At 61.5% G+C, this 20,068-nt stretch carries 21 protein-coding genes; 7 read left to right on the forward strand and 14 right to left on the reverse strand.

The genetic code is table 11. The features are described from left to right. Nucleotides 1–104: 104 nt before the first annotated feature. From gltA to E4Q23_RS05320, 7 genes are all read right to left on the reverse strand, one after another. Entirely contained in the window at nt 105–1,400 is a 1,296-nt protein-coding gene (gene gltA / locus E4Q23_RS05290; RefSeq protein ID WP_169065664.1) for a citrate synthase, read from the reverse strand. Nucleotides 1,401–1,468: 68 nt separating this feature from the next. Continuing rightward, nucleotides 1,469–1,723 carry a succinate dehydrogenase assembly factor 2 gene (locus E4Q23_RS05295; protein WP_169065665.1) on the reverse strand — a complete coding sequence of 85 codons (255 nt, stop codon included), beginning with the start codon at nt 1,721–1,723 and terminating at the stop codon, nt 1,469–1,471. Continuing rightward, a complete protein-coding gene (locus E4Q23_RS05300; protein ID WP_169065666.1) occupies nt 1,723–2,436 on the reverse strand; it encodes a succinate dehydrogenase iron-sulfur subunit in 714 nt (237 codons plus the stop codon). The genes E4Q23_RS05295 and E4Q23_RS05300 overlap by 1 nt, the downstream gene beginning before the upstream one ends. A gap of 24 nt (nt 2,437–2,460) precedes the next feature. Beyond that, nucleotides 2,461–4,245 carry a succinate dehydrogenase flavoprotein subunit gene (sdhA, locus tag E4Q23_RS05305; protein ID WP_291995832.1) on the reverse strand — a complete coding sequence of 595 codons (1,785 nt, stop codon included), beginning with the start codon at nt 4,243–4,245 and terminating at the stop codon, nt 2,461–2,463. Continuing rightward, nucleotides 4,246–4,593 (reverse strand): succinate dehydrogenase, hydrophobic membrane anchor protein, encoded by a 348-nt coding sequence (gene sdhD, locus E4Q23_RS05310; protein WP_169065667.1) that lies wholly within the window; start codon nt 4,591–4,593, stop codon nt 4,246–4,248. After that, a complete protein-coding gene (gene sdhC, locus E4Q23_RS05315) occupies nt 4,587–4,979 on the reverse strand; it encodes a succinate dehydrogenase, cytochrome b556 subunit (protein WP_169065668.1) in 393 nt (130 codons plus the stop codon). Before sdhC ends, sdhD begins: the two co-directional genes overlap by 7 nt. Nucleotides 4,980–5,101: 122 nt before the next feature. After that, complete coding sequence (locus E4Q23_RS05320) at nt 5,102–5,839, reverse strand: GntR family transcriptional regulator (RefSeq protein WP_211203647.1); 738 nt, start codon at nt 5,837–5,839, stop codon at nt 5,102–5,104. A gap of 256 nt (nt 5,840–6,095) precedes the next feature. On the opposite strand from E4Q23_RS05320, the gene E4Q23_RS05325 reads away from it, so the two are divergent. The 3 genes from E4Q23_RS05325 to E4Q23_RS05335 all read left to right on the forward strand — a co-directional run bounded on the left by E4Q23_RS05325 (nt 6,096) and on the right by E4Q23_RS05335 (nt 8,572). Further along, complete coding sequence (locus tag E4Q23_RS05325; RefSeq protein ID WP_169065669.1) at nt 6,096–7,082, forward strand: malate dehydrogenase; 987 nt, start codon at nt 6,096–6,098, stop codon at nt 7,080–7,082. Between the two features lie 132 nt (nt 7,083–7,214). Then, nucleotides 7,215–8,198: an HpcH/HpaI aldolase/citrate lyase family protein gene (locus E4Q23_RS05330; RefSeq protein ID WP_169065670.1), complete on the forward strand. Its 984-nt coding sequence runs from the start codon at nt 7,215–7,217 to the stop codon at nt 8,196–8,198. An 8-nt stretch (nt 8,199–8,206) separates the two neighbouring features. Beyond that, nucleotides 8,207–8,572, forward strand: a complete 366-nt coding sequence (locus E4Q23_RS05335; RefSeq protein WP_169065671.1) for a nucleotide pyrophosphohydrolase — start codon at nt 8,207–8,209, stop codon at nt 8,570–8,572. A gap of 128 nt (nt 8,573–8,700) precedes the next feature. Here the strand turns inward: E4Q23_RS05335 and E4Q23_RS05340 are convergent, their stop codons facing one another. After that, entirely contained in the window at nt 8,701–9,546 is an 846-nt protein-coding gene (locus E4Q23_RS05340) for a 23S rRNA (adenine(2030)-N(6))-methyltransferase RlmJ (protein WP_169065672.1), read from the reverse strand. A gap of 56 nt (nt 9,547–9,602) precedes the next feature. Beyond that, nucleotides 9,603–10,847: a nitronate monooxygenase gene (locus E4Q23_RS05345; protein ID WP_169065673.1), complete on the reverse strand. Its 1,245-nt coding sequence runs from the start codon at nt 10,845–10,847 to the stop codon at nt 9,603–9,605. A gap of 247 nt (nt 10,848–11,094) precedes the next feature. Here E4Q23_RS05345 and folE point away from each other — a divergent pair, with 247 nt between their 5' ends. Continuing rightward, nucleotides 11,095–11,727, forward strand: coding sequence for a GTP cyclohydrolase I FolE (gene folE, locus E4Q23_RS05350; RefSeq protein WP_169065731.1), 633 nt, complete (start codon nt 11,095–11,097; stop codon nt 11,725–11,727). 274 nt (nt 11,728–12,001) lie between these two features. Further along, nucleotides 12,002–12,652, forward strand: coding sequence for a PEP-CTERM sorting domain-containing protein (locus tag E4Q23_RS05355; protein WP_169065674.1), 651 nt, complete (start codon nt 12,002–12,004; stop codon nt 12,650–12,652). Nucleotides 12,653–13,050: 398 nt separating this feature from the next. On the opposite strand, the gene E4Q23_RS05360 is transcribed toward E4Q23_RS05355, so the two are convergent. Both E4Q23_RS05360 and E4Q23_RS05365 read right to left on the reverse strand, forming a co-directional pair. Then, nucleotides 13,051–13,989, reverse strand: a complete 939-nt coding sequence (locus E4Q23_RS05360; RefSeq protein ID WP_169065675.1) for an AEC family transporter — start codon at nt 13,987–13,989, stop codon at nt 13,051–13,053. Between the two features lie 144 nt (nt 13,990–14,133). Next, nucleotides 14,134–14,961 carry a crotonase/enoyl-CoA hydratase family protein gene (locus E4Q23_RS05365; protein ID WP_248595259.1) on the reverse strand — a complete coding sequence of 276 codons (828 nt, stop codon included), beginning with the start codon at nt 14,959–14,961 and terminating at the stop codon, nt 14,134–14,136. Nucleotides 14,962–15,199: 238 nt separating this feature from the next. Here E4Q23_RS05365 and E4Q23_RS05370 point away from each other — a divergent pair, with 238 nt between their 5' ends. Continuing rightward, complete coding sequence (locus tag E4Q23_RS05370; RefSeq protein WP_169065676.1) at nt 15,200–15,898, forward strand: RluA family pseudouridine synthase; 699 nt, start codon at nt 15,200–15,202, stop codon at nt 15,896–15,898. A gap of 282 nt (nt 15,899–16,180) precedes the next feature. Further along, on the forward strand, nt 16,181–17,341 hold the full coding sequence (locus E4Q23_RS05375; protein ID WP_169065677.1) for an NnrS family protein: 1,161 nt from the start codon (nt 16,181–16,183) through the stop codon (nt 17,339–17,341). Between the two features lie 83 nt (nt 17,342–17,424). On the opposite strand, the gene E4Q23_RS05380 is transcribed toward E4Q23_RS05375, so the two are convergent. From E4Q23_RS05380 to E4Q23_RS05390, 3 genes are all read right to left on the reverse strand, one after another. Continuing rightward, complete coding sequence (locus E4Q23_RS05380; RefSeq protein ID WP_169065678.1) at nt 17,425–18,441, reverse strand: phospholipase D-like domain-containing protein; 1,017 nt, start codon at nt 18,439–18,441, stop codon at nt 17,425–17,427. A gap of 36 nt (nt 18,442–18,477) precedes the next feature. After that, the gene (locus tag E4Q23_RS05385) at nt 18,478–19,251 is read right to left on the reverse strand and encodes a hypothetical protein (protein ID WP_169065679.1); all 774 of its coding nucleotides are present in this window, start codon (nt 19,249–19,251) and stop codon (nt 18,478–18,480) included. Between the two features lie 106 nt (nt 19,252–19,357). Beyond that, the gene (locus E4Q23_RS05390; RefSeq protein WP_169065680.1) at nt 19,358–19,819 is read right to left on the reverse strand and encodes a hypothetical protein; all 462 of its coding nucleotides are present in this window, start codon (nt 19,817–19,819) and stop codon (nt 19,358–19,360) included. Between the last annotated feature and the right edge of the window lie 249 nt (nt 19,820–20,068).

A 20,068-nucleotide genomic window follows, 5' to 3' on the forward strand; every position in this document is an offset into this window, starting at 1 on the left:
CCTGTCGTCACGGTCCTGGTGCGGAGAGCGAAAACCTGTGGCCGAAAGCCACAGCATGAAAAAAGGGCGGCTACCGTCGCCGCCCCTCGGAGTCGATATCAGCTCTAGCGCTGGTCAGCCGGAATAACGTCGCGCCTTGCTGCCCCCACGTAGAGCTGACGGGGACGACCGATCTTGTATTCCGGATCGTTGATCATCTCTTCCCATTGCGTCATCCAGCCTACCGTACGGGCCAGGGCAAAGATGCAGGTGAACATCGTGGTCGGAATACCGAGCGCCTTCTGAACGATACCTGAGTAGAAATCAACGTTCGGATAAAGTTTCTTCTCGATGAAGTAGTTATCCTCGAGAGCGATCCTTTCGAGCTCCATCGCCAGCTTGAACAGGCGGTCATTCTCCAGCCCCAGCTCCTGCAGAACTTCGTTGCAAACAGTCCTCATCAGGGTCGCGCGCGGATCGAAGTTCTTGTAGACGCGGTGCCCGAAGCCCATCAACTTGAAGGAATCGTTCTTGTCCTTGGCCCGAGCGATGTACTCGGCAACGCGCGAGACGTCGTGAATTTCTTCGAGCATCTGCAGGCAGGCCTCGTTGGCACCACCGTGCGCCGGGCCCCACAGGCAGGCAATGCCCGCCGAGATACAGGCATAGGGGTTGGCGCCGGAAGAACCCGACAGACGCACGGTCGAGGTCGAGGCATTCTGTTCGTGGTCGGCGTGCAGGGTGAAGATGGTATCCAGCGCACGCACCAGTACCGGGTTCGGCTTGTACTCCTCGCAGGGATTGCCGAACATCATGTGCATGAAGTTCGCCGTGTAATCGAGATCGTTACGCGGGTACATGAAGGGCTCGCCGACGTGATACTTGTAGGCCATGGCGACGATGGTCGGCAGCTTGGCGACAATGCGGTTGAAACTGATGTTCTGGTGTTCGAGATCGGAGAAATCCTCGGCCTCATGGTAGAAGGCAGACAGCGCGCCAACGACCCCAACCAGAATGGCCATCGGGTGAGCATCTCGACGGAAGCCCTGGTAGAACTTCACCAGTTGCTCGTGCACCATGGTGTGATTCTTGATGTTCTTCTCGAAACCGGCCTTCTCGGCAGGTGTCGGCAACTCGCCATTCCACAGCAGATAGGCGACCTCGAGGAAGTTGCAGCTTTCGGCCAGTTGCTCGATTGGATAACCGCGATACAACAGCTCGCCCTTGTCGCCGTCGATGAAGGTGATCTTTGACCGACAGCTCGCCGTCGACAGGTAGCCGGAATCGTAGGTAAACAAGCCGGTCTTGGCGCCCAAGGTGCGGATGTCGATGCAATCATTGCCGTGGGTAGGCGTCATGATCGGAAACTCGACGGGGTCACGCCCTTCGATGTTCACAATTGCTTTACGTTCGGTCGTCATGGTTTATCCCCGTTCAGGTATTGAAGGCACAGCATGGATCGTAAAAGCGCCAGATTAGGGCAGCTTCCTTACTTAACTCTTACGTTGCGCAGCAAGGCAACGACTTCGGCCTGTACAGAGTCCGTACATTCGCGGCTACCGTTGATCAGCGGCCACAGCTCCAGGTCTTCCATATCGGCCAGGATGATAAAGGCATCCGCCTGCGCGGGAGCAAGGGTCGGGAAAATGCGCTCGAGGAACTCCCCGAGCAGCAAATCCATTTCCAGCATCGCACGCCGCGTACAACGCCAGCGCAGACGGTTGATTCGCTCGCGTTCGTCCATCAGATTGCGCGACGAACCATCATTTCCTTGATTTTGCCTATCGCCCGCGTCGGATTCAGATTCTTCGGACAGACATCGACACAGTTCATGATCGAGTGACAGCGGAACAGTCGATACGGATCCTCAAGGTCGTCCAAACGCTCGTTGGTGGCCTCGTCGCGCGTGTCGGCGATGAAGCGATAGGCGTTCAGCAGACCGGCAGGGCCGACGAACTTGTCCGGATTCCACCAGAACGAAGGACAAGAGGTCGAACAGCAGGCGCACAGGATGCACTCGTAGAGACCGTTGAGTTCGTCGCGCTCCTCCGGCGACTGCAAGCGCTCGCGCTCCGGGCGCGGGCTGTCGTTGATCAGATAGGGCTTGACCGAGTGATACTGCTTGAAAAACTGCGTCATATCGACGATCAGGTCGCGGATCACCGGCAGGCCGGGCAACGGCCTCAACACCACCGGCTGCTTGAGATCGCGGATGTCGGTGAGACAGGCGAGGCCGTTCTTGCCGTTGATGTTCATCGCATCAGAGCCGCAAATACCCTCACGACAGGAGCGGCGATAAGACAGCGTATCGTCCTTCCCTTTCAGGCGGGTGAGGATGTCAAGCAACTTGCGATCGATCTCGAAATCAACCTCAACCGAGATGTCCTGCATATAGGGCGCATCATCCTGGTCAGGATCGTAGCGGTAAATCTTGAACTCCATGGTACTGGTGGCCATAATCATTAACTCCGTGGCATACGATCAGTAGGAGCGCGTCTTCAGCGCGATGGATTCGACAGTCAGCGGGGTCATGGTCACCGGCTTGTAGCTGAGACTGCTGCCCTCGCGTTGCCAGAGCGTATGCTTGTGCCAGTTGGCGTCATCGCGCCCGTTCGGGTTTTCCGGCGTATCGGGCGCGTCGTCCCGCACATGCGCACCGCGGGATTCCTTGCGCGCCTCTGCAGAAACCAGCGTCGCCTTGGCGACCTCAATCAGGTTGTCGAGTTCCAGCGCTTCGACGCGCGCCGTATTCCAGACCTGCGACTTGTCCTTGATCTCGGTCCTGGCGACCGCTTTCTCGATGTCGACGATCTTGGCGACCCCTTCGACCAGCATGTCCTTGAAACGGAAGACACCGCAGTGCTTCTGCATCGTGCGCTGCAACTCGAGACGGGTTTCGTTGACGTCACTTCCGCCAGTCTGAGTATTGAGGCGATGCAGGCGCGCCAGGGTGCGTTCGGCGAAGTTTTCCGGCAATTCCTGATGCGCGACCTTGCCCGAAGCCAGGTCCTCGATCACCGAATCTCCGGAAGATTTGCCGAAGACCAAGAGGTCGAGCAGGGAATTGGTGCCCAAACGATTGGCACCATGGACCGAGGCACAGGCCACCTCGCCGGCTGCGTAGAAGCCCTTGACCGGCACTCCGTCGGCGGCGACCACCTGACCTTTGTAGTTGGTCGGAATACCACCCATCTGATAGTGGCAGGTCGGCACCACGGGAATCGGCGCCTGGATCGGATCGATACCGGCGAACTGGATCGAAATCTCGCGAATGCCGGGCAAACGCTTCATGATCGTTGCCGGGTCGAGGTGGGTAATATCGAGGAGCACGAAATCCTTGTTCGGCCCGCAACCGCGGCCCTCGTTGATTTCGGTGACCATGGCCCGGGAAACCACGTCGCGCGACGCCAGATCCTTGGCGTTCGGCGCATAGCGCTCCATGAAACGCTCGTTGTCCGAGTTGCGCAGAATGCCCCCCTCACCGCGCACGCCTTCGGTAATCAGCACCCCGGCACCGGCGACGCCGGTCGGATGGAACTGCCAGAACTCCATGTCTTCAAGAGCAATGCCGGCCCGCGCCGCCATACCCAGACCGTCGCCGGTATTGATGAAAGCATTGGTCGAGGAATAGTAGATGCGGCCGGCACCACCGGTGGCAAAAATTGTCGCCTTGGCGTGGAAAGCGACGACTTCGCCGGTTTCCATTTCCAGGGCGATGACCCCGAGCACCTGACCCGACTCGTCACGAATCAGATCCAGCGCCATCCATTCGACGAAGAACTGCGTGTTGGCGCGCACATTGCGCTGATAGAGCGCGTGCAGCATCGCGTGCCCGGTGCGGTCGGCCGCGGCGCAGGCACGCCGCACCGGCTTCTCGCCGAAGTTCGACATATGCCCACCGAATGGGCGCTGATAGATCTTGCCTTCGTCGGTGCGGTCAAACGGCATGCCGAAGTGCTCGAGCTCGACGACCACCTCGGGCGCCATCCGACACATGTACTCGATCGCATCCTGGTCACCGAGCCAGTCGGAGCCCTTGACCGTATCGTACATGTGCCAGTGCCAGTGATCCTCTTCGGAGTTGCCCAGGGACGCGGAAACCCCGCCTTGCGCGGCCACGGTGTGTGAACGGGTCGGGAAGACTTTTGACAGCACGGCCGTCTTCAATCCACCCTCGGATAGCTGAATCGCTGCGCGCAGCCCAGAACCGCCTGCGCCAACGATGACAGCATCGAACTTACGTACCGGTATGCTTGAATTGCTCACTTACGTTCTCCACAGAATCCGAATCGCCCAGCCGGCGTAACCGACCAGCACCGTCGCCGTCGCAATCATCAACAGCAGGCGTAAACCATCCGGCTTGATGTAGTCCATCCAGATATCCCGGATGCCGATCCAGGCGTGGTAGAACAGGCTGATGAAGAAAAGGAAGGTCGCGAAACGCATGAAACCACCGGCAAAGACACCGCGCCAGCTTTCCAGCGAGTCTGGCCCAACGGAACCGATGACCACCAGGAAGATCACCGTGTAGACCGCCATGACGATGGCAGTCGCGCGCTGAATGATCCAGTCCTTGAGGCCGTAATGGGCCCCGACAAGAATACGATTTACCATAGCACTTGCACTCCCACGATCAGCGTCAGGGCGATGCTGACGCCGAAGACAATCTTGCTCGAAAGAATCGCTTCCTTGAGGTCGACACCGATGTGCACGTCAAGCAGCAGATAGCGAATGCCGGCGCAGAAGTGGTGCATGTAGAACCAGATCAGACCGAGCAGGATGATCTTCACCAAGCCGTGGTCAACCACCGCCTTGAAGCTGGCAAAGGTCTCCGCCGAGCTCAGACTGCTCTCGAACAGCCATAAGAGGAACGGCAGCAGCAGAAAAAGCGCAGCCCCGCTAATTCGGTGAATGATCGACAGAATACCCGGAAGCGGTAGCCTGATCGTCGGCAAGTCCAGATTCTTTGGACGCTTTTTCTTTATTGCCATCTCTGCCATGGACGTCATCCCTCATGTGTAGTACAGCAGCATGCGTGTTGCATGCGTTCCCCTTGAAAACTACGCCCGATTATAAACCATTCGGGCGCCCCTTACTTCCTCGCAATGGCGCTTACGGGCCTTCACCCCAGCTCGTTGCGATAATGATGATTGCGTGTCGAGTAGTAACCCCGCCGCCATTCGACCGGCTTCTGGGCATAGGAGAAAGTCACGCGCTCGACCAGTAGCAGCGGGCTCCCCTCGGCAACTTTCAGGAGCTCGGCGCTGACGCGGTCAGCAGCAACGGCGCGCAGGCGCTCGTCGGCACGAACCATGCAAACACCATAGCGACTTTCGAACAGGCCGTAGAGCGACTCGCCCGCGCGCACGACCTCCAGCGTCAGGTCGGGGAACAGCTCACTCGAAAGATAGATTTCGTCGAAGACCACCGGCTCATCGCCCAGCTTCAGGAGACGGCGCAGAATGGTGATCGGTGCCCCCGGCTCGAGGGCCAGCGTACGCGCCACGTCAGGGCCGGCTTTGGCGCGCCAGCATTCGAGCGGAATGCTCTGCGAGACCTGCGGCACACCGTCATTGGCGACCAGGCGCAGAAAACGGAAAGCAGAGCCGGGATCCTTGTGCGTCGCAACGAAGGTGCCCTTGCCTTGCTGACGGACCAGGAGGTTCTCGGCAGCCATTTCGTCGATGGCCTTGCGCACCGTTCCCTGACTGACGCCAAAGCGGCCGGCGAGCTCCGACTCACTGGGAATCGCGTCGCCCGGGCCCCATTCCCCGGACTCCAGATTGCCCATGATCAATTGTTTGATCTGCCGGTAGAGCGGGCTGAAGGTCGGGGCGTGCATTGCTGAGGCGCGGTTCATGGAAAGCTATTTCAGCACAATTTCGCACGTCCGTCCATCCCGTTCTTGTTACTGATATCATATATAAGACATAAGATAGACGCCATTGATTTGACAGTGCACACCTCCGGGTCTTATGATTGCTCTGATTGGGCGCCCGGCGCAGCGAACGGGCATGCGGGCGTCGTCGATCGCTTTTTGATCCCTTGTTTTGCTTGCTTGCCTGTTTACTCTCGTTCAATTCTTCTCGCTCACCATTAACGACAGGAGCCGTATCATGTCCAAAGCCCCCATGCGCGTCGCGGTCACCGGCGCAGCCGGCCAAATCGGTTACAGCCTGCTTTTCCGGATCGCTTCCGGCGAAATGCTCGGCAAGGATCAGCCAGTCATCCTTCAACTACTCGACCTGCCGCAAGCTCAGAAAGCCTGCCAGGGCGTGATCATGGAACTCGAAGATTGCGCGTTCCCGATGCTCGCCGGCATGTTCGCTACCGACGATCCCAACGTTGCCTTCAAGGATGCCGACGTCTGCCTGCTGGTTGGTGCACGTCCGCGCGGCCCGGGTATGGAACGTGCTGACCTGTTGACCGCCAATGGCGCCATCTTCACCGTCCAGGGCAAGGCAATTGCCGAGAACGCCAAGGAAGACGTCCGCGTCCTGGTCGTCGGCAACCCCTGCAACACCAACGCCCTGATCGCCGGCTCCGCAGCGAAGAAAGTCGGTCGCACCAACCCAGCCAACTACCATGGCATGCTGCGCCTGGATCACAACCGCGCCCTCTCGCAACTCGCCGCGAAAACCGACCGCCCAGTGGCCAGCTTCAAGCAGCTCACCGTCTGGGGCAACCATTCGCCGACGATGTACGCCGATTACCGCAACTGCACGTCCAACGGCGACAACGTCAAGGATCTGATCAACGATCCGGTCTGGAATAACGACGTCTTCCTGCCCACGGTCGGCAAGCGCGGCGCTGCGATCATCGACGCCCGCGGCCTGTCCTCGGCAGCCTCGGCGGCCAACGCAGCCATCGACCACATGCGCGACTGGGTACTCGGTTCCGACGAATGGGTGACCATGGGCGTCCCGTCCGACGGCTCCTACGACATCCCGACGGGTATCGTTTTTGGTTTCCCCTGCGAGTGCAAGGGCGGCTCCTTCAAGATCATCCAGGGTCTCGAGATCGACGGCTACTCGCGCGAGAAGATCAACAAGACGCTCAAGGAACTGACCGACGAAGCCGAGGCCGTAAAAGACATGCTCTGAGCAGGCCTTGCTGCTGACGAGAAACCGCGGCCTGGCCGCGGTTTTTTTTTTCGCCTGCCAGCTTGCCTGCCACCTTGCTACACAGCGCGGTAGAATATCGCTCTCCGACGAACCAGACGCTATCGAAAAACCATGCGCCATCCCAGCCAAGTCCTCTTCGCAGGCGAAAAGCCTTTTCCGATGATCCCCGCCGTCGACCACTACGCGGGCTCCGAAAAGCTGATCAACAAGGCCCTGCTGTTGCAGAACGAGTTGGGCCCGATCTTCGACGTCACCTGCGACTGTGAGGACGGGGCAGCGGCAGGCGCCGATCGCGAGCATGCGACGATGGTTGCCGAGCTGATCATGAGCGATGCCAATCGGCATGGACGGGTGGGTGTCCGCATCCACGACATCGCCCACCACGGCTGGCAGCAAGACATCGAGATCATCGTCGCCCACGCCGGCCAGCGCCTGGCCTTCGTGACGCTGCCCAAAGTCAGTTGCGGTGAGGACGTGCGCATACAACTCGACGCTTTGCGGCGAGCGACGGCAGCCGCCGGCATCGAGCGCCAGATCCCGGCACATGTACTGATCGAAACCTACGGCGCCCTGCGTGATGTTTGGGAAATCGCCGCCCTTCCGGAGGTCGAATCACTCGATTTCGGGCTGATGGATTTTGTCAGCGGCCACCATGGCGCCATCCCGGCTTCGGCCATGCGCAGCCCCGGACAGTTCGAGCACCCGCTGATCGTCCGCGCCAAGTGTGAAATCTCGGCCGCGGCGCTGGCCAACGGCGCCGTCCCCTCGCACAACGTAACCACCGAACTGCGCGATCTGGACTTCATCCGCAACGATGCTCGCCGCGCACGCAACGAATTCGGCTATCTGCGCATGTGGAGCATCCATCCCAACCAGATCCGGCCGATCGTCGACATGATGCGCCCCGACTTCTCGGAGGTTGAAAGCGCAGCCGAAATCCTGATCGCCGCGCAAGATGGCGATTGGGGACCGATCCAGCACCAGGGCCTGCTGCACGACCGCGCTTCCTACCGCTACTACTGGGAGCTTCTCGCACGCGCCCATGCCACCGGCATGACGCTGCCAACAGCGGCACAGAAGCGTTTCTTCGCCTGAAAAAACACATGGACCTGCCAGCGCTGACGGCCAAAGTACTGGCGTTTCGCGACCAGAGGAACTGGGCCCAGTTCCACAGCCTGCGCAACCTGATCGTTTCGCTGAATCTCGAAGCCAGCGAGCTGCTCGAGCTGACGCAATGGAAGAGCGACGCCGACATGGCGGCCCTGGCCGCCAGCACCGAAGCGCAGGAAGCACTGCGTGACGAATGCGCCGACGTGCTGATTTATCTGCTGCTCATCGCCGAACACGCCGGCATCGACCTGGAAGCCGCCGCGCACGCCAAACTGGTCAAGAACGCGGCGAAATATCCGGTCGAAACCAGCTACGGCTCGAGCCGCAAGTACCTGGCCGAGGCGGCCGGCAAAGGCTGAGCGCCTGGGACGCTCTGGCCGGATCGCCCGGGGCGCTCTGGCCGTGACCCAGGCTCATGCAGTGCCCTAGTCATGCAGCGCCGTAGTCATGCATCATGCAATGCCCCTATTTCGCCGGGCATTCACCTTCACGAGGCCTGACTCTCGAGCGTAAAGGCCGCCCCCGCATCCAGCCCGAGCACTTTGACCAGCCACGGCATCGCCTCCTCCAGACTGGCCTGCAAAGTCCACGGCGGGTTGATCACGAAAACGCCGCTGCCATGCATCCCGAAACCATCCGCGGCCGGTGTCCTGACGCGCAGCGTGACGTGCAGCCAGTTGCTCGCCGGCAGGCGTTTCAGGCGTCCGGGCAGATCGTGCGCCTCGAGCCGGGTCAGCTGCGGGTACCACAGCTGGTAGGTGCCGCCCGGGAAACGCTGCAGCGAATCCTTGAGCGCCTGCACGACGCGCTCGTAATCGTGCTTTTCTTCGTACGCCGGGTCGATCAGCACCAGAGCCCGTCGCGGTGGCGGCGGCAACACGGCTTTCAGGCCGGCGAAGCCGTCGCTGTGCTCGACGACCACCCGCGATCCCTCGGCCTCGAAGCGCTTGCGCAGGTGTAGAACATCACGACTGTGCAGCTCGAAAAGCCGCAAGCGGTCCTGCGCACGCAGCGTTGCCAACGCCAAGTCAGGTGAACCCGGATAGACTTTCAGCGCGCCGCCGGGGTTGATCGCGCGCAGCAGCTGCAGATACTCGGCGACCGCCGGCGGTAGATCCTGGCGCCCCCATAGGCGAGCGATCCCTTCCCGGTACTCGTGAAGCTTGGACGCCTGCGCTGAATCCAGGGCATAGGAACCCGCCCCGGCGTGGCTATCCACGTACCAGAAGGCCTTCTCCTTGCGGCCCAGGTAGCGCGCCAGCTGCACCAGGATCAGATGCTTGAGAACGTCGGCGTGGTTACCGGCATGAAAGGCGTGACGATAGCTGAGCATCGACTAATGCCCTTTCGCGCGAGCGCGGGGAAACGCGGGGGTCAATGGCCAGCGCCCTACTCGGGAGCCAGGATCTTGCCGTCGGTGCTGAACTGATAATCGCGGAAGATGTGCTCGGCGCTGAGCAGTTGGTAGCTGCCGTCAGGCAAGCGACGGGAGGTATCCTTGAGGCGATAGGTGTAATGACCGCAGGTCCAGCAATCGAAGTTGCGCATCTGCGTACAGAGACAGGTCTTGTCCCGCACCGATATCCGCTTGACCCCGGGATTCGCCTCGACTTCGCGATTGTAGGCGTTGATGTACGAGCAATTGCCGGTGCTGTCGAGCAGGTAGCCGTAGGCTTCGCAGTTGGGTCGAATACCGTCGCCGATCGCCGGGCTGTTGCTCAGCATGCGCATCGGATAGCCGGTCGGTGAAATCTGGTTGACTTCGATCCCCTCTTCGCTGGCTTCAAAATAACGCTGCTTGACGTCCTCCGGAAGGCCGCATTCCCGGGACACGGTAAAGCGCGTCGCCACCTGCACGGCGGCCGCTCCCTGCTCGAGAAAGGAGACCGCGTCGCTGCCGGTGAAGATGCCGCCGGCCGGAATCAGCGGAATGTCCAGTTGCTCGGCCTGCAGATAGCGATGAATCTCGGCGAAGATGGTCGCCAGATCGTACTCGGCCCAATCCATGCCGAAGCCCAGGTGACCACCCGCCAGCGGCCCTTCGACCACCACATAGTCGGGCAAGCGCTTGCAGCGTGCCGTCTTGCGCAGAAAAAGCTGCAGCGCGCGCAAGGACGAGACGATGATGCCCAGCTTGGCGTCGCGGAAACGCGGATGATCCTCGATCAGCGCGAAGGAACCGAGATGCAGCCCGGCGGCCAGCGTGATGCCGTCGGCGCCCGCATCCAGCGCGCCTTGCATGCGTACGCGCAGCGTTTCCCGCGGCGAGTTCATGGTCAGCTTTTCCATGCAGTTGACGAAGATCAGGCCGTCGCCTTGCTTCGCCTCCATGGTCCTGCCGACGTGCATGCGGGTCGCCTCGGCGAGCTGCTCGAGATCGAAGCGGACGACCGACTTGTCGGAATTGGCGACGTTGAATTTGTACTGCTTGAGTTTGTCCTTGACGAACTTGGCGTTGAAGCGCCGATCGGCCACGGTATTCACCATGGCATCGGAAATATGTCCCACGCCACCCAGTCGCGCGGCTTCAAGCGCCAGCTCGGCCGTCGAAATATCGACCCCCATGCCGCCGATCATGATCGGCACCAGTTCCTTGCTGCCAAACTTCAGACGGTAATCATCAACGCACTTCATGCATGTCCTTCCCAACTCGGCGCAGCGTCTTCGGCCTGCCCGACAGGTGATCACGGCAACTTCCACGAGCTCGCCATTATCACTCATCCCGCGCCTCGATGGCTTGCCGGATGCAAGGAAATCGCAATCCGCGAGCACCCGGCGCAAGCAATCGGTCGCCAGCCGCGGCAGCCAGGACGAAGCACAGCACGCGCGCGTGTATCATGCCCACTCCCGGAGACGCCAAGCGGAGCCTCGCCATGCCCGACTGCAACAGCCACGACCAAGCACTCGCCGCCGCCACCGACATCGGCATCGCGCGCCAGGCACTTTCGACGCCGCCGCTTTCGAGCGCGCCATCGCCGACCTGCTCAGCGCCTGCGGCCTGGCCGCCGCTGGCCCGCACCTGGGCAGAACGCCGCAGCGCGTGCGCGAACTCTGGCAGCGCCGCCTGCTCGGCGGCTACGACCTCGACCCCGCCGCAGCGCTCGGCGAAGGCTTTGCCGATCCGCGCGGCGACATGGTCGTGCTGCGCGGGATCGCCGTGCATGGCGTCTGTCCGCACCACCTGGTCCCTTTCCGCGGCCTCGCCCACGTCGCCTACCTACCCGGCGGCCGGCTGCACGGCTTTGGCCGCATTGCCCGCCTGGTCGACGCCATCGGCCACCGCTTCACCTATCAGGAATGGATGACCCGCGACATCGCCGACGCCCTGATGCAGCACGGCAAGGCACGCGGCGCGGCCTGTGTCGTCGAGGCCGAACAGCTGTGCCTGCTGCTCGGCGAAGATCGGCGCGGCGACGAACGGGTGATCACCCAGGCCTTCAGCGGCGAGTTTGCACACTCCGAACAGGCGCGCAACGAATTCCTGCGCGCCATCGCCGGCGGCCGCCGCGAGTAAGGAAACGCCGACACCAGCGCAGCAGGGAAAAGAGATGACAGGTAGGCAAGCGGCAGAAGCGAACTTTCGTACCTAGCGCAAAAAAATGGAACGTAGCCTCCGACCGTGGCTGTCGGGATTCTTTACACTGAACCTTCTTCGACCAAGGCATGTCCATTAAAAACTTATTTTTAATCCAACAGCCAACACTTCAGGCATCAAAACAGGCTTAAAAATTTCTTAGCGTTCGCCGACGATCCGCATTGCCGTGGATGTTCCTTACTCGGGAAGAACCATGAAACTTAGACTCGAAACATTGACACAGAAATTTCTGCCCGTTGTCGCGGCCGCCGCACTCGTATTTGGTGCCACTACCGCCAGTGCGTCCGTGATCACCTCATTGCCGGGCGGCACAGCGCACGCCTTTACCGCCCAGGATCTTGTTACCAGCGGACCGGTTGCCGAGAACGGCATGACTTGGACATCAACCTATGCCCGTTCAGTGTACGGCTACACAAGGCTTTACGGCCTCGTTGACAATGGCGATTGGACTGGTGACACCGGCCCCTATATCGGGCTGGACACGGACTACGGCTCGATGACCATCGTCTTCGACAACGCGGTGTCATCGGTGTTGGCGTTCATCAACTATGCGGTCCCCAACTTCGGGGCGGCGAAGATCGCCATCTACGACGCAGCCAACAATCTACTTGAGAGCCATACCCTCGACATCAATACCCCGTCTGGAGTCGACGCCGGCTTCGACTTCGGCTTCAGCCAAACTACGGCCAACATCAAGTCTTTCGTCCTTAGCGACGGATACATTGTCGCCGCCAATGTGAGAACCGACGGGCGTCGCATCGACGTTCCGGAACCGGGCACGCTAGCTCTCGCCGGCCTTGCCTTTGCCGGTCTGGCAATGCGCCGTCGCAAGGCCGCCATCTGAGCGAGCCATTGCTCGCCAGTTAAAACAGCCGAGCACAAGCTTGGCTTTTTTTTGTCTGTAGTTCCTTAGTTTTCCAGCATTTCAGGCGCATGCTTGCGCGTGGTCTCGGTGATATCCACGTTTTCGGCTGCCTCCTCGGCGATGAACCCCAGCGCCACGAGGCCAGCAAGCCTGTCAACTGAACGCCCAGCGCTTTGACGAGCCGTTCCGACTCCCGGAGGAATGAAGTCGAGTCTTTGTGAACCACTGCGAACTCGCTGCGTCATGAAGTGGAGTCTCTGCGGCTCACCGCTGATTGTCGGGGGGCGCGCATGGGGTCGATGGTGCGTCAATGAGTTTGCCGTCACCCCCAGGGCAGTCACGCCCAACGCGCTTCCCGGGACTCGCTGCCGGGGCTCTCAGCTTCCGGTCAGGGTCATCAGCAGCGGCGTGCTCAGCGCTGCCAGGGCGGTCGACAAGACCAGGCTGCTGGCCACCGGCCCTTCCAGCGTCTTGAACTGACGCGACATCAGATAGACGTTGGCGCCGACGGCCAGCGAGGCGAGCAGCACCACGACCTGCGTTTCCATCGCCGGCAGACCCATCAGCAGGGCCAGCGACCAGACCACCAGGGGTTGCACGATCAACTTCAGGCAGCAGATGGCAACGCTGATTTGCCAGCCGGCGCGCACGCCATATTCTGCCAGCCCCATGCCCAGAGCGATCAGCGCCAGCGGCGCCGCGGCCTGCGCCAGCATCGCCAGCGGCTGCGCCAGCAGGGTCGGCAGCGGCCAGCCGGTGAGGCCGAACAAGGCTCCCGAAAGGATGCCGGCAACGATCGGATTGGTGAGCACGCCACGCGCCGTCTTGGCGAAGCCGTGCAGCGAAAAACTGCCGTGCTGCGCCCACTCGATCGAGACGCTGAGCAGGGTCCACAGAATCAGCGCGTTGAACACCAGCACCAGGGCCACCGACGGCACGGCCGCCTCGCCGAGAGCAACCTTGGCCAGCGGCAGACCGAGCAGCACATTGTTCGAGAACACGCCACCGAGGGCAAATACGGACTGCCCGACACCGTCCAGGGCAAACAAGCGCCAGGCGACCAGGCGGCCGATCACGAACACGATCAGGCAGCCGCCAAAGAAAGCGATCAGCAAACGGGCGTCGACCGGCGGCAACTTCGAGAAGTCGCTCATCATCCGGAAGAGCATCGCCGGCAAGGCCACCGAAAAGACGAAGCGCGAGAGATTCTCGGACATCGACGGCGGCCAGCCACAGCCGCGCATGAGCAGGTAGCCGGCGAGCACCAGAACGAAGAGCGGTGCGGCCAGGCCGACGTGGCTGACAAAAGTTTCCATTAATGTGAAAGTCGCGCAAGCGACTCACGAAACTCCCTTCTCCCTCGCGGGAGAAGGGTCGGGGAAGAGGGGAAACGGTCATGGCTTTCATCATCAGGGGTGTCTCGACATGTCATGACCGTTAGCGCCGAGCGGGCGCGCGCCTCAGTCGCCGAAGCACGGCGGACGCTTCTCGCGCATGGCGCTCATCGCTTCCTGGAGATCGCTCGAGAGGAGCATCGCCGCATTCCAGGTGGCCACGTAGTTCAAGCCGTCGGCGACTGAATGATCGCGTCCGTAGTTGAGCATTTCCTTGCTGCCACGGATAGCCAGCGGCGACTTCGCGGCGATCGTCCGGGCGATCTGGCGAACACCGTCGAGCAAGGTCTCGGGAGTCTCGAAAAGCTGATTGATGAGGCCGATCAGCTTGGCCTCGAAGCCATCGACCTTGCGCCCGGTATAGGCCATCTCGCGTGCCATGCCGTCCGGAATCAGGCGCGGCAGTCGTTGCAAGGTGCCCACGTCAGCCGTCATTCCGACGTCGATTTCACGCACCGCAAACTGTACGTCAGCGGCCGCATAGCGCATGTCGCAACAGCTCACCAGGTCGATCGCCCCGCCGATACAGGCGCCGTGGATCGCCGCCAGCACCGGCTTGCGACAACGCTCGACGCTCGACAGGCAATCCTGCAAATCGAGGATCACGCGGCGCAGCAGCTCGCGTCCGCGCGCCGCGTCGCGATGCGCAACGCGCTCGCTGACGCCAGCCAGCATCGCCAGATCGATACCGGCGCAGAAATTCCGCCCGGCGCCGCTGAGCATCACCACGCGTACCTCATCGCTCTCGTCGGCCCAGGCGAAAGCCATGCGCAGCTCCTGCCACATGGCCTGGTTGATGGCGTTCGACCGCTCCGGGCGATTCAGGGTGATTTCGGCAAGCCCCTCGTTCAGCACGATGGCCATGGTCGTCAACTCTGGAATGGCAGTGCTCAAGCTGTTCTCCTGGAAGTGATGATTGTTTGGTCGAAGCGCTTCCGGCGCGCTCCTGGCGAGGCGTCGCCGTCGTCGCATTCACAGCCGCAGCCGCCGTCGCCGTGCCCGTGCAGTGTAATTGATTTGTCGGCTCGCGCCGTCGGCGGCCAATTGGCGCGACAATGGCAGCCCTCACCGGCCCCCTTCGTCCCCGTCGACAAATTCAACCATTGCCTTGCCCTAGCCTCCCCCCTCGCGCATGCACTCGACCTCGACCACCGCTGTTCCCGCCACCCTTGCCACCGCCCGCTGTTCCGACCTAGGCCCCGACGCAATCGAGATCCTCTACGGCGACGCGGCGCTGCTGGTGGTCAACAAGCCGGCCGGCCTGCTCGCGGTACCCGGTCGCGGCGAAGACAAACAGGACTGCCTGAGCCGACGCGTGCAGGCCGAATTTCCCGATGCCCTGATCGTCCATCGCCTCGACATGCACACCTCCGGGGTGCTGGTATTGGCACGTGGCAAAGAGATGCAGCGGCGCTTGAGCAGCCAGTTCGCCGAGCGAAAGGTGAACAAGCGCTATGTCGCACTGGTCGCCGGCCGGCTGCCGGCGGCCAGCGGCGAAATAGACCTGCCACTGAGCGCCGACTGGCCGCGCCGGCCGCGCCAGAAAGTCGACCCGCTCGCCGGCAAGCCCTCGCTCACCCGCTACCAGGTGCTCAGCCACGACCCCACTACACAGCGCTCGCGCCTGCTGCTCGTCCCCCTGACCGGGCGCACGCACCAGCTGCGCGTGCATCTGCTGGCCATCGGCCACCCGATCATCGGCGACGCGCTCTACGGCCGCGCCGAACTCACGGCGACGAACACACGCCTCATGCTGCACGCCGAGGTGCTGGCCTTCGCCCACCCCGCGAGCGCCCAGCCGCTGCGCTTTTTGTGTCCGGCCCCGTTCTAGATCAAAGCCAGGCGCGGTCCGCCAGGCGACAATTCCCGCCTAACGAGGCGCGCCGGCCGGCGCCCTACTCGGCGCCCGACTCGGCACCCGCCTCGCTACCCTGTTCGTTTGCCTAACGGTCATGACATGTCGAGATACCCCGGATCATGAGAGTCATGACCCGTTTCCCCCCTTCCCCCTACCCTTCTCCCGCGAGGGAGAAGGGAGATTCGTGAGCCGCTTGCGCGACTTTCACAGTAAACGGCCATTTCCAGGCAACACTCACAGCGAGGCAAGCTGAACATGCGCTTTTCGGATCAACCCCTCTGGCTGGTCGGTTTCAGACCGTTCTTCGCCCTCGCCTGCCTGTCGGGGCTGACCCTGCCGGTCCTCTGGGCGCTGCTCTTCGCGGGCACTCTGGCGGCACCGGCGGCACCATTTTCGCCGACCCAGTGGCACGCCCATGAGATGTTCTTCGGCTTTGGCTGGGCCGTGATGGGGGGTTTCCTGCTCACCTCGACCAAGAACTGGGTGAAGATCCGCGGCTACCACGGCACGGCGCTGATCCTGCTGGTCAGCGCCTGGCTGCTCGAACGCGCGGGCATGTGGTTTGCCGGCGCCCTGCCGCCGCTACTCTTCCGCCTCTCCAACAACCTCTTCCTGGCCACCATTGTCGCCATGCTCCTATGGTCGCTGATCCGCCACCGGCAGAGCGACTCCTTCCGCGACAACTACTTCTTCCTGATCATCCTGCCCCTCTTCCTGGTCGCCAAGAACCTGCTGCTCAGCGAAACGCATTTTCAGGCCGGCGCGAGCATGGCCATGGCGCTCTTCCGGGTGGCATTTCTGGTCATGCTCGAGCGGACGCTGACGCAGTTCATGAAAAATGCGATGCAGGCCGAAATCCTGCGCAACGCAGTGCTCGACACCGCCATCAAGCTGCTCGCCGTGGGACTGGTTCTTGCCAGCCTGCTGCCTGCCCCGGTCTCGGCATGGAGCGGTCTCTTGCTGGCGCTGCTGCTGCTCGTCCGCTTCGCCTTCTGGAAGCCGCAGCTGGCGCTGCGCCGGCTGGACATTGGCATCATGTATCTCGGCTACCTGGCGATCGTCGCGCAACTGCTGCTCGAGTTCGTGGCGCTGGTCGCGCAGCCGGCGTGGATTGGCTCGCTACCAATGCATGTCTTTACTTTCGGCGCCATGGGCCTGATCATCCCGGCCATGTTGATCCGCATCGTCAACGGTCACACCGGCCGAAAAGTCGCTTTCGATCGTCTCGACAAGACGGTGCTATGGATCATGATTGCCGGCTTCGTGGTGCGCATCGTCATCCCGCAGATCGACCCGGCCAACTACCTGCGCTGGATCGATCTCGCCGCGGCGTGCTGGTTCAGCTGCTTCGCGATACTCGGCTGGCGTTATATCCCCTACCTGCTACAAGCACGGGTCGACGGCAAGGAACACTGAGCGAGGCAAGCAGACATCATGCGCTCGGCTTGCCCGCCGTCAGCCGCAGCACTTCTGCGTAGGCGGCGGTGACGATGGGGTGATCATGCGTGCTTGTGATGAGCACCGTGAACGCTGTGATTCAGCGCCAGCTCCCTGCTCGCTTCTTCCTCGATGTCCTTGAGATCGGCGAGCAAACCTTCATCGGACAAATCCACCGGCGTGGAATGCTCCCAGTCATGATGAACGACCTGGCGCAAAGGCTTGGCGACCTCCTCGTCATGCACAGCGATGGCCAGTTCGCGGCGGCTGTCGAAGCTGCCCGGCGCCAGGTTGATCGAACCGATCAGCGCGCGAGCACTATCGGCGAAGGCCATCTTGCCGTGCAGTTTGAGCCCTTTTAGCTTGTGCACCTTGGCCCCGATATCCTGCAGGATGCGCAGGCCTTCGACGCCTTCCACCAGCTTTCCCTTCTTCAGCGTGTGCGCCGGCCGTGCCAGGATGTGCAGTTTGACGCCACGGCGAAGCGCCCGCACCAGACGCTCGATGATCACCTCGTCCTGATAGCGCTCGTTCTGCAGAAACAGGGTTTCCTTCGTTTCGTCGATGAACTGCGCGACCCGGTTTCGCCCGTTGATATTGCACCAGATAAGATGCGAGTCCTGGCCCGGGTCGAAGGGCTGGCGGTCCCAATCGGCATCGAAGCACTGCACGACCTCGTCCACCTCGTGGCGATGCGTCGTCACAATCGCGTAGTCGCGGGTTTCAGTGAAATTCCGCGTTTCCCAGTTGAGCGACTGGATGAATGCCAACTGGCCATCGACGACCATCGACTTTTCGTGGGTGATGTCGATTGCCGGGTTGCTGTCGAGCACCTCGACACCCGCCTCCTCCAGTAGCGCACGCGTTTTCTGGTTCTCGGGTTCGCCACTGCGCCGGGCCGGATTCAGCATCACACGGACCATGACGCCACGCTGATGCGCGGCAATCACCGCCGCCAGCAGCGTCGGCTCGGAAAACAGGAATATCTTGATGCGAATCGACTCCTGCGCCGCCTCGATGGCGTCAAGGATGGGCTTGCCGGTGTCGTCGGGCATTACGATGAGCGAGCGTGAAGCCATGAAACCTCCTCGAATTCAGATGGTTGCGGCCAATCGTCAGCCTGGCAAAGCGTCGGAGATCCCTTGTTCCTTGGTTTCCTTGGGCTCCTTCGCTTCCTTGGGCTCCTTGGCCTCCTTGGCCGGAGCATTTGCCGAGAATTCCTCCTGCATGCCGGTCAGCTTGCGAATCCCGAAAAACACGGTAATCGACATGAAAATGACCAGGAAACCGGTGAACATTTCTTCGACGTGAAACTGCGCCGTGCGATTGGCGACATAGGCGGCAAGAATGGTTGCGAGTATGGTCAGGTTGAGTAGCCAATTGGTCGTCTTGGACACCAGATAACCAAGAACACCGAAGCCGGACAGCTGGTAGATCATGAACGGCAGGATGGCAGCAAACGGAATGAGCTCGGAGGCTCCAAGCGCAACATCCGCGGCACCGGGTGCCTTGGCATGCAGCAGCGTGCTGTTCGCCAGCTGGTGGAACAAGGCTGGCAAGGCGCAGAGAAAGGGAACAACAGACAGGAATGCGATGACCAGTTCCCCACACCACAGACTGATCTGCGACTGTGTGTCGGCCCCCCCACTCGCCGCCTGCGTGGCGATGAAGAGTCCGGCAACGACCGCCGTTGCGCAGGAAAGCAAGAGCAGTTCGATGGTGACGCCGAATGCGGCGGGCTCGCCGGCCTTGATCAACAGTAATGCGACAAAGCCCGGGGTGAAGAACATCACCCGTACCAGTCTGGTCCACAAACGCGGATCACGGTCGGGGGGAAGAATCGGTAAGGCGTTGCCATCCGCGCCGACGCTTGGTCTTTCTTTTGACATATCGTGTTTCCTCCGGGATGTTTGAGAAGCTGATCTGCCGATTATATTGGCTTCACTCGACCGGCGGCGCGGGATTTCGTTCGAGCTTAGATCGCGGCCTACTCCTTTACTCCTCCCCGCTATGGAGCTTCTGGACGATGACCGCCAGTATCGCCGTCGACCAGCCGAACATCAGCATCGCCGTCATCGCTTCGAATGCCGACACGCCCTGCCATTCGTGAGGTAGGGTGATGCCCGAACTGCCCAGGGTGGTGTAAGCATTGACCGAAAAAAGCACGGCCTCCCTGCCTTTCGGCAGTATGCCCATCAGCAGATAGAACCATCCCCACGCCAGTACCTCGACCCAGTGGGTCACCAGCATGATGGCGACGACGCCGACGACAACCAGCCAACGACCAAAGGCACGGAAATGGCGCCCCAACAATTCGAAGCGCCGGAAGAAGGAACGGGCGAGACCGATTCCCAGGGCATGAATGACGACGCAGATGGTCACCGGAACGAGGGCGCTGGCGCTTTGCTTCAGGTAGATGAAGTGGAGCGCCCACAACTCCAACAAAGTCTCTTCCATCGTCCTTGGTTCAGCCTTTCCCCTGCTGCATTCTGCAGTGACGCACTGCCCCAAAATTATACACAGCCAGGCGAGCGCGGGATCCTCCTCCTGTTGCCCTGTTGCTTTCCCGGCAGCAGGAGAACGACAGGCTCGGACGCTGGGGCTGCTCCCGTCCGTCGGGAACGCCATGATTCAGCGCGAGTTCCGTGCTCGCCTCGTTTTCCATTTGCTGTCGGTCGGCGAGACACGGGTGCTTCCCCCACCGGT

The organism is Candidatus Accumulibacter phosphatis (assembly GCF_012939955.1).
GTDB classification, from domain to species: Bacteria; Pseudomonadota; Gammaproteobacteria; order Burkholderiales; family Rhodocyclaceae; genus Accumulibacter; species Accumulibacter delftensis.